Here is an 11,626-nt window from a genome sequence, read left to right as displayed (position 1 = left end):
GGCTGCTGGCCGAGGGCGGCGCGGAGGACGCGCAGCTGCTGCGCGATACGGCCCGCCTGCAGGCGGCGAACGCGCCGCAGGACGCCCTCGACCTGTATGCCCGCGGCCTGCACGCGCTCGGCGAGCTGGACGCCACCGCCGCGAAGCCGCGCGACGACCGCGCGCTGACCCGCGCCAGTCGCCCGAGCGACGAGGACGACTGGCTGGCGCGCAGCCTGCGCGGCGAGACCGCGGCGCTGTACCTGCAGCACAACCCGAGCCTGCGCCTGCAGCACGACCATGCCTGGCGCAACGACGACGTCACCCCGGGCCTGTCCGATCTGCGCATCGACACCAGCATGCTGCACTACGAGCAGCCGCTGGCCGGCGGCCGCGCGTTCCTGCGCGTCGAGCAGGTGGCGATGGACGCCGGGCGTTTCGAGAGCGAGGACGGCGGCGGGCATGTCGAGAACTTCGGCAGCTGCGCCCTGGCTGGCGCGGCGGGCGGCTGCCCGCTCGACCGTCAGCAGGCGAGCGGCACCGCGCTGGCGCTGGGCTGGAACGACGAGCGTTGGGCCTTCGATCTCGGCCGCTCGCCCGACGGTTTCGAGATCGGCAACTGGCTGGGCGGACTGAGCCATTCCGGCGATCTGGCGGGCATCGGTTGGACGCTGACCGCCTCGCGCCGGCCGCTGTCCAACTCGCTGCTGTCCTACGCCGGCGCGGTCGATCCCGTGACCGGCATCCGCTGGGGCGGGGTCACCGCCAGCGGCATCAGCCTCGGCCTGAGCCACGATCGCGGCGGCGACCATGGCGTGTGGGCCGACCTGGGCCTGCACCGCCTGCGCGGCGAGAAGGTCGCGGACAACCGGCGCCTGCGCCTGATGGCGGGCTACTACTACCGGCTGATCGAGCGCGCCGACGAGCGCCTGCGTGTCGGCCTGAACGCCATGCACTGGCGCTACGAGCAGGATCTCGGCGGCTACAGCCTCGGCCAGGGCGGCTACTACAGCCCGCAGCGCTACTCCTCCCTCGGCCTGCCGGTCAGCTACGCCTGGCGCAGCGCCGACTGGTCGCTGGCGCTGGAGGGCTCGCTGGGCTGGTCGCAGTCGCGCAGCGACGACAGCCCGGTCTACCCGCTCGGCGTGCCGGCCGCGGGCGCCGCGGCGGTGCAGCGCGGCAGCAGCGGCAGCGCCGTCGGCTACCGTCTGGGCGGGCTGCTCGAGCGGCGCCTGGGCGATCACTGGGCGCTCGGCGCCGGCTTCACCTGGCAGCAGAGCGAGGACTACGCGCCGAGCTACGCGCAGCTGCAGCTGCGCTACCTGTTCGAGCCCTGGCAGGGGGCGCTGACGCTGGGCGGCGAGTTGCTGGAGCCCTACAGCGAGTTCAAGTGACCCCGGGGGCGGATGACCGGGCGCCCCTTCGCGTAAAATCTGCTAACAAAGGCCGTCCGGCCGGGGGCGGCCGCTGCGTCATAATCCCCGGACATTTGCGAGGACCCCCGATGAACAGCACCGCCAGCAGCCAGCCGGAAGGCGAAAAGATCCTCATCGTCGACGACGACGTGCGCCTGCGCCGCCTGCTCGAGCGCTTCCTCGACGAGCAGGGCTACCGCGTCAAGACGGTGGAGAACGTCGAGCAGATGGACCGCCTGCTGGCCCGCGAGCTGTTCAACCTGGTGGTGCTCGACCTGATGCTGCCGGGCGAGGACGGCCTGTCCGCCTGCCACCGCCTGCGCGCGCAGGACAACCGCATCCCGATCATCATGCTCACCGCCAGGGGCGACGAGGCCAGCCGCATCCAGGGCCTGGAGCAGGGCGCCGACGACTACCTGGCCAAGCCGTTCAATCCCCGCGAGCTGCTGGCGCGCATCCGCGCCGTGCTGCGCCGCCAGGCGCCGCTGGTGCCCGGCGCGCCGGGCGTCGAGGAGGAGACGGTGAGCTTCGGCGACTACGAGCTGAACCTCGGCACCCGCGAGCTCAAGCGCGGCGGCGAGGTGCACATGCTGACCACCGGCGAGTTCGCCGTGCTCAAGGCGCTGGTCCAGCACGCCCGCGAGCCGCTGACCCGCGACAAGCTGATGAGCCTGGCGCGCGGCCGCGAGTGGGATGCCCTGGAGCGCTCCATCGACGTGCAGATCTCGCGCCTGCGCCGGCTGATCGAGCCCGATCCCTCCAAGCCGCGCTACATCCAGACGGTGTGGGGCGTCGGCTACGTGTTCGTGCCGGACGGCAGCGCGCGCAAGTGAGAACCCCGGTCTGGTTCCCGCAGAGCGTGTTCGCCCGCATCCTCTGGCTGGTGCTGATCGTCGTGCTGTTCTCCAAGGCGCTGACGCTGCTCTACCTGCTGATGAACGAGGACATGCTGGTCGACCGCCAGTACAGCCACGGCACGGCGCTGACCATCCGCGCCTACTGGGCGGCCGATCCCGCCTCGCGCGAGGCGATCGCCGCCGCCGCCGGGCTGCGCCAGCTCAAGGCCGACGAGGTGCCGGCCGGCGAGTACCACTGGCCGTACACCGAGGTGCTGCAGGAACAGATGCGCCAGGAGCTCGGCGCCGACGCCGAGCTGCGCATGCGCGCGGCCCGTTCGCCGCGCCTGTGGGTGCTGGCGCCCAGGCTCGGCCCGGACTGGGTCGAGGTGCCGCTGTATCCCTATCCGCTGAAGATCCAGCGCATCTGGAGCGTGCTCGGCTGGTTCCTCGCCATCGGCCTGCTGTCCACCGCGGCGGCCTGGCTGCTGGTGCGCCAGCTCAGCCTGCCGCTCAAGCGCCTGGTGTTCGCCGCCCGCCAGATCGGCCGCGGGCGCAGCGTGCGCCTGCCGGTGGGGGACACGCCGAGCGAGATGACCGAGCTGTACCGCGCCTTCAATCAGATGTCCGAGGACGTCGAGCAGGCCGCCCGCGAGCGCGAGCTGATGCTCGCCGGGGTGTCGCACGACCTGCGCACGCCGCTGACCCGCCTGCGCCTGTCGCTGGAACTGCTGCCGGCCGACAACGAGCTGACCGAGGACATGGTCCGCGACATTGAGGACATGGACGCCATCCTCGACCAGTTCCTCGCCTTCATCCGCGACGGCCGCGACGAGCCGCTGGAGGAGCTCGACCTCAACGAGCTGGTCCGCGAGGTGGCCGCGCCGCTCAACCAGAACCAGGAGCAGGTGCGCCTGTGCCTGGAGCCGCTGCCGGCCATGCCGCTGCGCCGGGTGTCGGTCAAGCGCCTGCTGGCCAACCTGATGGAGAACGCCCTGCGCCACGGCGGCAGCGGCGTCGAGGTGTCCTCCAGCCTGTCCGGCAGCGCGGCGGCGCCCTACGTGGTGCTCAGCGTGCTGGACCGCGGTCCGGGCATCGATCCGGCCGAACTGGACAGCATCTTCAACCCGTTCATCCGCGGCGACCGCGCGCGCAGCAGCAAGGGTACCGGCCTGGGCCTGGCCATCGTCAAGCGCATCGCCGCCCAGCACGGCGGCAGCGTCGAGCTGCGCAACCGCGCCGGCGGCGGGGTGGAGGCGCGGGTGTGTCTGCCGATCGGCCTGCTGCTGCCGCGCGATGCGGCCTGAAGGCGTCCCGGCCTAAGCGGTCGCCTGTTTGGCGGACGCGGCAGCGTTGGCAGGACATCTGCCGTTGCGCCACAATTCAGCCGTCGCTGCGCGCATACACGGACGTATCAAGCATGGACCGCACCCGGCTCATCAAGGCAACGCTGGCGTTGCTCCTCAAGCTCGCCCTGCTCTGGCTGGCCCTGCCGCTGGTGGTGATCAGTCTGATCCTCCTGCAGGTCAGCATGCCGCGCTTGGCCGTCTTCGCCTGGCCACCCTTCCTTGGCGCGGCGGCGTTCACGCTGGCCCTGGCGTGGGCGGTTGCCTGGCGCCACGCCAGCCGGGAGCTGCTGGTGGTCACCGTGCTCGCCAGTCTGGCGGCGGGCGTTGCCTTCCTGCATGGCCGTCACCTCAGCCATCCCGGCTTCGCCGTGCTGCTGAGCGTTTCTCTGGTGCCGGCGGTGATCAATTTCCTCTACCGCAATCGCATCACCGAATCGATGTTGGCCCTGCTGCCCGTGCTGGTGCTGGCCTACCTGTTCGTCAGCGTGCTGTATGGCGGCGCCTTCATCCTCTGGGTCTGGGCTGTCGCCGGTTGGCCGCTGCGGGACGAACCCGGGCAGTTTGTCGAGGTGCTGTTCGAAAGCAGCCTTGCCTTCACGCTGATGCTGCCGTTCAGCCTGATGTACCTGCTCGGCAAGCACTGCCATGCTCCGCTGCTGCGAAGGATGGCGGCCTTGGCGGATAGATACCGGTCTGGACGGTGGTGGCCGCGATAGTGGCCAATCGTCGCCCGGGCATGGCGTGACGGGCCTATCCCCGCCCCTTGGTGCGCGTCTGGTTCGGCCGGGCGTGCTCCTCGATGTGCTGGACGATCATCGCCGCCACGTCCTGGCCGGTGGTGGTCTCGATGCCTTCCAGGCCCGGCGAGGAGTTGACCTCCATCACCAGCGGACCGTGGTTGGAGCGCAGGATGTCGACCCCGGCCACGCCCAGGCCCATGACCTTGGCGGCGCGGATCGCGGTCATGCGCTCCTCGGGGGTGATCTTGATCAGGCTGGCGGTGCCGCCGCGGTGCAGGTTGGAGCGGAACTCGCCGGGCTTGGCCTGGCGCTTCATCGCCGCGATCACCTTGTTGCCGACCACGAAGCAGCGGATGTCGGCGCCGCCGGCTTCCTTGATGTACTCCTGGACCATGATGTTCTGCTTGAGGCCCATGAACGCCTCGATCACTGACTCGGCGGCCTTTTCGGTCTCGCACAGCACCACGCCGATGCCCTGGGTGCCTTCCAGCACCTTGATCACCAGCGGTGCGCCGTTGACCATCTGGATCAGGTCGGGGATGTCGTCGGGGGAGTGGGCGAAGCCGGTCACCGGCAGGCCGATGCCCTTGCGCGACAGCAGCTGCAGCGAGCGCAGCTTGTCGCGCGAGCGGCTGATGGCCACCGACTCGTTGAGCGGGAACACGCCCATCATCTCGAACTGGCGCAGCACCGCGCAGCCGTAGAAGGTCACCGAGGCGCCGATGCGCGGGATCACCGCGTCGAAGCCCTCCAGCGCCTGACCGCGGTAATGGATCTGCGGCTTGTGGCTGGCGATGTTCATGTAGGCGCGCAGGGTGTCGATCACCACCATCTCGTGCCCGCGCTGCTGGCCGGCCTCGACCAGGCGGCGGGTGGAATACAGGCGCGGGTTGCGCGACAGCACGGCGATCTTCATCGGACACCTGAAAGAGAGAGACTGGCGGGCAGCGGCAGTTGCGGCTTGCCCTGGACATAAGTGAGCGCGGGATTGACCACCAGCTGGCCGGCGATCAGGGCCTTGGCGCCGAGCAGCACGCGGTAGCGCATGGTCTTGCGGCAGGCCAGGGTGAATTCTACAGGCCAATGGCGGTCGCCGAGCACCAAGTTGGTGCGAATCACGTAACGGGTCTGGGTATGGCCGGTGGAGCTGCGGATGGTCTTCATGTCCACCAGCGGCGCCTCGCGCTGGCGGTGCCGGCGCTGCACCAGGCTGCCGAGGTGGGCGGTGAAGCGCACCCAGGGCTGGCCGTCGCGCTCGAAGGGCTCGATGTCGCTGGCATGCAGGGTGGAGGTGGCGGCGCCGGTGTCGATCTTGGCGCGCAGGCCGGCCAGGCCCAGCTCGGGCAGGGCGATCCACTCGCGCAGGCCGATCACGGCCAGATGGTCGAAGGTCTTCACGTCGGCTCGACTTCCCCTGGTGGAGGCCGCTGCGTGGGCGCTCAGTCGGCGCAGGTGCACTCGAGCGGCTTGATTCCCACGCGGTCGCGACCGTGGTGCTTGGCATCGTACAGCGACTCGTCGGCGCGCTGCATCAGGCGCGCCACCGTGTCGCCGCGCAGCACCGTGGCCACCCCGGCGCTGGCGGTGAGCCGCCGCGGACAGGGGAAGACGTGCGAGCGCACCCGTTGCAGAAGACGCCCGGCCAGCAGGGCGGCCTGCTCGAGATCGGTCTCGTGGCAGATGATCAGGAACTCCTCGCCGCCCCAGCGGCATACGGTGTCGACCTCGCGCAGGCCGTCGCCGAGCAGGCGGGCGAACGCCTCGAGCACCTTGTCGCCGGTGAGATGGCCGAAGTCGTCGTTGACCAGCTTGAAGTGGTCGATGTCCAGCAGGATCACCGACAGCGGCCGGTCGTAACGCTGGGCACGCAGGATATCCAGGGAAAATGACGGATTGAGGGCGTTGCGGTTGGGCAGCCCGGTCAGCGCGTCGGTTTCGGCCAGCGCCTTGAGCTGGCGGTTGAGCTTGCGCAGGCGGGTCATCCACAGCAGGCTGGTGCCGGCGATGGCGGTCAGCACCAGGCCGACCCACAGGGCCAGGCTGTAGTCGGTGACCACGCCGGTCACCACGTCCAGGCGCACGTGGCGGTCGACGATCTGGTGGCGCTCGCTCGGCGTGAGGGTGGCGATGCCCTTGTCGAGGATGTCGCGCAGGGTGGTTTCCGATCTGAGCACGCCCATGCGCAACTGGTTGTCGTAGCCGGGGATCTGCCCGGAGATCTTCAGGTTGAACCAGCCCTCGTGCTTGATGGTGGCGGCGGCGACGATCAGCGAGCGCAGGGTCATGTCGGCCTTGCGCTCCGAGACCAGGCCGAGCGCTTCGCGCTCCGACTCGGTCGGCACGATGCGCAGGTTGGGGAAGTCGCGGGCGATGCGCTCGGCCATGGCGGTGCCGCGCGGCAGGGCGATGCTCTTGCCCTTCAGGGCGCCGATGTCGGAGACGAACGGATGCTCCTCGCGGGTGATGATCACGTTGGGGTCGACCAGCAGCGGCTCGGTGAAGATCAGCCACTGGTCGCGGTCGGGGGTGCTGTTGAGGAAGCTCAGCGCCAGGCACTCGCCGCGTTGGGCGGCGGCCAGGCTTTCTTCCCAGGTGCGGGTGGCGTGCAGCCTGAGCGATGCGCCGCTGCGCTGGACCACCAGGGCGATGAGGTCGGCGGCCATGCCGACATGCTGGCCGCTCGGGTCGATCTGCTCGAACGGCCACCAGTCGGGATCCACGCACAGCGGGATCGACGATCGCGCCTGCAGGTAGGCGCGCTCCGACTCGCTCAGCTCGACGCTCGCCGCGACCGCCGCCAGCGGCAGGCAGGCGAGCAGCCCGGCGAGCAGCAGCGCTGCCAGCCGGCGCCCCGGCCCCGATGTGGCGTGGCGCGGCGAAGGGGCGTGGGCCTCGGGCATGATGAACTTCCTCATTGTTCGGCGGCGGCCGGATCGCCCGGGTGGGCATCGAACCATTATGATCAAGCCTAGGCGGGCCCGCCATCTGCCGTGACGCGGTCGACAGCGCCGCCGGGCAAGTGCGGAGCGAGGAGAGCAGGGCATGAGCGACAAAGACGACGACAGGGCGCGCCTGGACAAGTGGCTGTGGGCGGCGCGCTTCTTCAGGACCCGCGCGCTGGCCAAGGCGGCCATCGAGGGCGGCAAGGTGCATTGCCGCGGCGAGCGCTGCAAGCCGGCCCGGGAGCCGAAGGTCGGCGACGAGCTGACCATCCGCGCCGGCTTCGACGAGCGCACGGTGATCGTCCGCGCGCTGTCCAGCGTGCGCCGCGGCGCGCCCGAGGCGCAGTCGCTCTACGCGGAGACCGCCGACAGCATCGCCCGCCGCGAGCAGGCCGCGGCGCTGCGCCAGGCTGGCGCGCTGGGCGTGCAGAGCGACGGGCGGCCGACCAAGAAGCAGCGTCGGCAGATCCACCAGTTCCGCGACGGCCACTGAGCATCGATAGATTCGACCCGCAGCGGCGATAGACGGGCGCCCCTTGGTGATGCCTGCCGTTTGCGCCTAAAATTGGCCCTCACGAGCGAACCCAGCGGGTCTGGCATGTCCGATTTTTCCCAACGTTTCCTGTTCGAAGACACCGATGTGCGCGGCGAACTGGTCGAGCTCGACCAGAGCTTCGCCGAGGTGCTGGCCAAGCACGCCTACCCCGAGCCGGTCGCCGAGTTGCTCGGCGAGATGCTCGCCGCGGTGACCCTGCTCAGCGACATCCTCAAGTACGACGGCCTGCTGGTGCTGCAGGCGCGCTCCAGCGGCCCGGTGCCGCTGCTGATGGTCGAGTGCTCCAGCGACCGCGAGATCCGCGGCATCGCCCGCTACGACGCCGAGGCCCTGGGCACGGCGCACACGCTGCGCGAACTGATGCCCGAGGGCGTGCTGGCGATGACCGTCGATCCGAAGGTCGGCAAGCGCTACCAGGGCATCGTCAGCCTCGATGGCGAGACCCTGGCCGACTGCCTGTCCGGCTACTTCGAGATGTCCCAGCAGTTGCCCAGCCGCTTCTGGCTGAATGCCGACGGCCGTCGCGCCCGCGGCCTGCTGCTGCAGCAGCTGCCGGCCGACCGCCAGAGCGACCCCGAAGAACGTGCGGCCAGCTGGGAGCACCTGGTGACCCTGGCCGATACCCTGACCGCCGAGGAGCTGCTCGGCCTCGACAACGAGACCCTGCTGCGCCGCCTGTACCATCAGGAAACGGTGCGGGTGTTCGACGCCGAGCCGCTGCGCTTCGGCTGCAGCTGCTCGCGCGAGCGCTCGGCCAATGCCCTGGCCAGCCTGGGCGAGGCCGATGCCGTGCAACTGGTCCAGGAGCAGGGTGGATCCGTGCAGATCGACTGCCAGTTCTGCAACCACAGCTACCGTTTCGACGCCGCCGACATCGCCCAGCTGTTCGCCGGCGGCGGCAGTGCCGAGCCGTCGCCGACCCGGCACTGACTGAGTGTTTTTTGCCCAGAGGCCGTTTTCTCTGGCATAATCGCGCGCAATTTTTTCGCTGTAGCGCGCTTCAAGAACCGCTACAACAATGATTGGAGGACTCGGCCACAGGCCGACGGGGACCACATGACGCAAGCCAACACTGCCGTGTACACCGACATCAGCACCGCCGAACTGATCGAGCAGGCCATCCGCCGTGGCGAAGGCGAGCTCGCCGCCAACGGCTCGCTGGTCGTGCGTACCGGTCACCGTACCGGCCGCTCGCCGATGGACCGCTTCATCGTCCAGGAGCAGAGCACCGAGGCCAAGATCGCTTGGGGCAAGATCAACCGTCCGTTCCCGGAAGACAAGTTCGACGCCCTGTGGGATCGCGTCGAAGCCTACCTGGCCGAGCGCAGCCACTTCGTCTCCCATGTGCATGTCGGCTCCGCCGCCGAGCACTACCTGCCGGTCAAGATGACCACCGAGACCGCCTGGCACAACCTGTTCGGTCGCTGCCTGTTCATCAACCCGGAAACCTTCAATCCGGCCGGCAAGGGCGAGTGGCGCATCCTCAACGTGCCGTCCTTCGTCTGCGAGCCGGAGCGTGACGGCACCAACTCCGACGGCTGCGTGATCCTCAACTTCGCCCAGAAGAAGGTGCTGATCGCGGGTATGCGCTACGCCGGCGAGATGAAGAAGGCCATGTTCTCGGTGCAGAACTTCCTGCTGCCGGAAGCCGACGTGCTGCCGATGCACTGCGCCGCCAACATCGGCGAAGAGGGCGACGTCACCCTGTTCTTCGGTCTGTCCGGCACCGGCAAGACCACCCTGTCCGCCGACCCGAGCCGCTACCTGATCGGCGACGACGAGCACGGCTGGGGCGAGGGCGTGGTGTTCAACATCGAGGGCGGCTGCTACGCCAAGTGCATCGACCTGTCCGAGAAGAACGAGCCGGTGATCTGGAAGGCCATCCAGTTCGGCGCCGTGCTGGAGAACGTGGTGCTCGACGAGCGCTCGCGCCAGCCGGACTACGCCGACGCCAGCCTGACCCAGAACAGCCGCGCCGCCTACCCGCTGGAGCACGTCGAGAAGCGTTCCGAGAAGAATCTCGGCGGCGAGCCGAACGCGGTGATCTTCCTGACCTGCGACCTGACCGGCGTGCTGCCGCCGGTGTCGATCCTCAACAACGAGCAGGCCGCCTACCACTTCCTGTCCGGCTACACCGCGCTGGTCGGTTCCACCGAGATGGGCAGCGGCACCGGCATCAAGTCGACCTTCTCCACCTGCTTCGGCGCGCCGTTCTTCCCGCGTCCGGCCGGCGAGTACGCCGAGCTGCTGATCAAGCGCATCAAGGCGTTCGGCTCCAAGGTCTACCTGGTCAACACCGGCTGGACCGGCGGCGGCTACGGCGTCGGCAAGCGCTTCAACATCCCGACCACCCGTGCGGTGATCGCGGCGATCCAGAGCGGCGCGCTGGTCGGTGCCGAGACCGAGCACCTGCCGATCATCAACCTGGACGTGCCGAAGGCCGTGCCGGGCGTCGAGACCGAGCTGCTCAACCCGCGCAACACCTGGGCCGACAAGTCCGCCTACGACGAAGCCGCCCGCGGCCTGGCCAAGCTGTTCATCGAGAACTTCACCAAGTTCGAGGTGTCCGACGCCATCCGCGCCGCCGGCCCGCAGCTGTAATCAGCCGCGACCGTGCATGAAAAAGCCGCCTTCGGGCGGCTTTTTCATTTCTGGCGGCGGGCGGGCAGACGAGTAGGGTAGAAAACTCGCGCAGCGATTTTCTACCGCTGCTCAGTTGCCGTCGCCCTCCAGGCGAGCCAGACGCGCCTCCAGCTCGGCGATGCGGGCTTCCAGGGCAGCGAAGCGCTCTTCCTGCGCAGCGGCACCGGCCGGGGCGGCGCTCTCCTGCGGGCGGGCGGCGAGCAGCGCCTCCTGTTCGGCCGGATCGCCCAGCTGGTGGGCGTAGCGCTCCTCACGCTGGCCGCTCTGCCGCGGCAGCTGGCGCACCAGGCCACGGCCGGCCAGGCGCTCGAGGTGGTGGCGCACTTCCTCGGTGTCGTCGAAGGCGTGCAGGCGGCCGCTGCGCGCCAGCAGCTCGCCGAGGGTCTGCGGGCCGCGCAGCAGCAGCAGGGCGAGCAGGGCCAGCTGCGGCTGCACCAGTTCCAGCGACTTGTCGGCGCGCTGTTCCCAGCGGTCGGCGCGGCTGCCCATCACCAGGCGGACCAGGCCGCGCTGCTCCAGGCTGCGCAGGGCCTGGCCGGCCTCGCCGGGCGTGAGGTTCATCAGCGGCTCGCGGCTGGTCTTCTGGTTGCAGGCCAGCTGCAGGGCGTTGAGGGTCAGCGGGTAGCTTTCCGGCGTGGTGGCCTGCTTCTCGATCAGGCAGCCGAGGGCGCGGGCCTCGGCGGCGGACAGCGGCGCGTCGGCGAACGGCGAGGGGAGGGGGGAGGATTCGCTCATGGACTGGGGCGCTCAGCGGGGAAGAGAGGGCCCTAGTGTCCCCAAGCGGCGCCGGCATTTCCAGCGGTGCGGGCGCAGCAATGCAAACGGGCGCCCTGGGGCGCCCGTTGCGTGGGGGTCAGTCGTCGTGACGATGGCGATGCTTGCGGTGGCCGTAATGGCGGCCGTTGTCATGCCAGTGCTTGCCGCGATAGCGGCGGCCGTCACGGTAACCGTCCCTGTAGTAGTCGCGCTCCCGTTCGGCCTGGCTGGCGTCGCCCATGTGGTTGCCCAGCGCGCCGCCCGCGGCACCGCCGAGGCCGGCGCCGATCAGGCCGCCGGTGGTGCCGCCGACCGTCTTGCCGATCACGTTGCCGCCGGCGGCGCCGAGGCCACCGCCGATGGCCGCTTCGGTCTTGTTGCCGCGCTTGGCGCCGACTGCGCCGCCGGCC

Annotated in this window: 11 protein-coding genes and 1 pseudogene; 7 read left to right on the top strand and 5 right to left on the bottom strand. The window is 69.8% G+C overall.

The window, feature by feature from the left end; genetic code table 11:
* From E5198_RS18180 to E5198_RS18165, 4 genes are all read left to right on the top strand, one after another.
* Window positions 1-1,373 (top strand): cellulose synthase subunit BcsC-related outer membrane protein (locus E5198_RS18180; protein ID WP_178084096.1); only part of this gene is annotated, 1,373 nt, incomplete at its 5' end.
* A 110-nt stretch (window positions 1,374-1,483) separates the two neighbouring features.
* Window positions 1,484-2,227 carry a two-component system response regulator OmpR gene (ompR, locus tag E5198_RS18175; protein ID WP_136491367.1) on the top strand — a complete coding sequence of 248 codons (744 nt, stop codon included), beginning with the start codon at window positions 1,484-1,486 and terminating at the stop codon, window positions 2,225-2,227.
* Window positions 2,224-3,537: an ATP-binding protein gene (locus tag E5198_RS18170; RefSeq protein WP_136491366.1), complete on the top strand. Its 1,314-nt coding sequence runs from the start codon at window positions 2,224-2,226 to the stop codon at window positions 3,535-3,537. Before ompR ends, E5198_RS18170 begins: the two co-directional genes overlap by 4 nt.
* Window positions 3,538-3,650: 113 nt before the next feature.
* On the top strand, window positions 3,651-4,295 hold the full coding sequence (locus E5198_RS18165) for a hypothetical protein (protein ID WP_136491365.1): 645 nt from the start codon (window positions 3,651-3,653) through the stop codon (window positions 4,293-4,295).
* A gap of 34 nt (window positions 4,296-4,329) precedes the next feature.
* On the opposite strand, the gene rimK is transcribed toward E5198_RS18165, so the two are convergent.
* The 3 genes from rimK to E5198_RS18150 form a co-directional block, all read right to left on the bottom strand.
* Window positions 4,330-5,235, bottom strand: coding sequence for a 30S ribosomal protein S6--L-glutamate ligase (rimK, locus tag E5198_RS18160; protein ID WP_136491364.1), 906 nt, complete (start codon window positions 5,233-5,235; stop codon window positions 4,330-4,332).
* On the bottom strand, window positions 5,232-5,684 hold the full coding sequence (locus E5198_RS18155; protein ID WP_256659191.1) for an ATP-dependent zinc protease: 453 nt from the start codon (window positions 5,682-5,684) through the stop codon (window positions 5,232-5,234). Before E5198_RS18155 ends, rimK begins: the two co-directional genes overlap by 4 nt.
* Window positions 5,685-5,758: 74 nt before the next feature.
* On the bottom strand, window positions 5,759-7,219 hold the full coding sequence (locus tag E5198_RS18150; RefSeq protein WP_136491362.1) for a diguanylate cyclase: 1,461 nt from the start codon (window positions 7,217-7,219) through the stop codon (window positions 5,759-5,761).
* A 142-nt stretch (window positions 7,220-7,361) separates the two neighbouring features.
* Here E5198_RS18150 and E5198_RS18145 point away from each other — a divergent pair, with 142 nt between their 5' ends.
* The 3 genes from E5198_RS18145 (at window position 7,362) to E5198_RS18135 (ending at window position 10,418) form a co-directional block, all read left to right on the top strand.
* Window positions 7,362-7,754, top strand: a complete 393-nt coding sequence (locus E5198_RS18145) for an RNA-binding S4 domain-containing protein (protein ID WP_136491361.1) — start codon at window positions 7,362-7,364, stop codon at window positions 7,752-7,754.
* A 105-nt stretch (window positions 7,755-7,859) separates the two neighbouring features.
* On the top strand, window positions 7,860-8,747 hold the full coding sequence (hslO, locus tag E5198_RS18140; protein ID WP_136491360.1) for an Hsp33 family molecular chaperone HslO: 888 nt from the start codon (window positions 7,860-7,862) through the stop codon (window positions 8,745-8,747).
* 126 nt (window positions 8,748-8,873) lie between these two features.
* Window positions 8,874-10,418, top strand: coding sequence for a phosphoenolpyruvate carboxykinase (locus E5198_RS18135; RefSeq protein ID WP_136491359.1), 1,545 nt, complete (start codon window positions 8,874-8,876; stop codon window positions 10,416-10,418).
* A 111-nt stretch (window positions 10,419-10,529) separates the two neighbouring features.
* Here E5198_RS18135 and E5198_RS18130 read toward each other — a convergent pair whose 3' ends face one another.
* Both E5198_RS18130 and E5198_RS18125 read right to left on the bottom strand, forming a co-directional pair.
* Window positions 10,530-11,195: a YceH family protein gene (locus tag E5198_RS18130; protein WP_136491358.1), complete on the bottom strand. Its 666-nt coding sequence runs from the start codon at window positions 11,193-11,195 to the stop codon at window positions 10,530-10,532.
* A 118-nt stretch (window positions 11,196-11,313) separates the two neighbouring features.
* A pseudogene (locus E5198_RS18125) lies at window positions 11,314-11,626 on the bottom strand (hypothetical protein); the annotation flags it as partial.

The organism is Pseudomonas sp. A-1 (genome assembly GCF_004801855.1).
Lineage (GTDB): Bacteria > Pseudomonadota > Gammaproteobacteria > Pseudomonadales > Pseudomonadaceae > Geopseudomonas.
This window is presented reverse-complemented; position numbering and strand designations above follow the sequence as displayed.

Bases quoted from the DNA above. Each gene is read 5' to 3' on its own strand.
- hslO (WP_136491360.1), top strand. From the start codon at position 7,860: ATGTCCGATTTTTCCCAACGTTTCCTGTTCGAAGACACCGATGTGCGC.
- E5198_RS18145 (WP_136491361.1), top strand. From the start codon at position 7,362: ATGAGCGACAAAGACGACGACAGGGCGCGCCTGGACAAGTGGCTGTGG.
- ompR (WP_136491367.1), top strand. From the start codon at position 1,484: ATGAACAGCACCGCCAGCAGCCAGCCGGAAGGCGAAAAGATCCTCATC.
- E5198_RS18150 (WP_136491362.1), bottom strand. From the start codon at position 7,219: ATGCCCGAGGCCCACGCCCCTTCGCCGCGCCACGCCACATCGGGGCCG.
- E5198_RS18165 (WP_136491365.1), top strand. From the start codon at position 3,651: ATGGACCGCACCCGGCTCATCAAGGCAACGCTGGCGTTGCTCCTCAAG.
- rimK (WP_136491364.1), bottom strand. From the start codon at position 5,235: ATGAAGATCGCCGTGCTGTCGCGCAACCCGCGCCTGTATTCCACCCGC.
- E5198_RS18135 (WP_136491359.1), top strand. From the start codon at position 8,874: ATGACGCAAGCCAACACTGCCGTGTACACCGACATCAGCACCGCCGAA.
- E5198_RS18130 (WP_136491358.1), bottom strand. From the start codon at position 11,195: ATGAGCGAATCCTCCCCCCTCCCCTCGCCGTTCGCCGACGCGCCGCTG.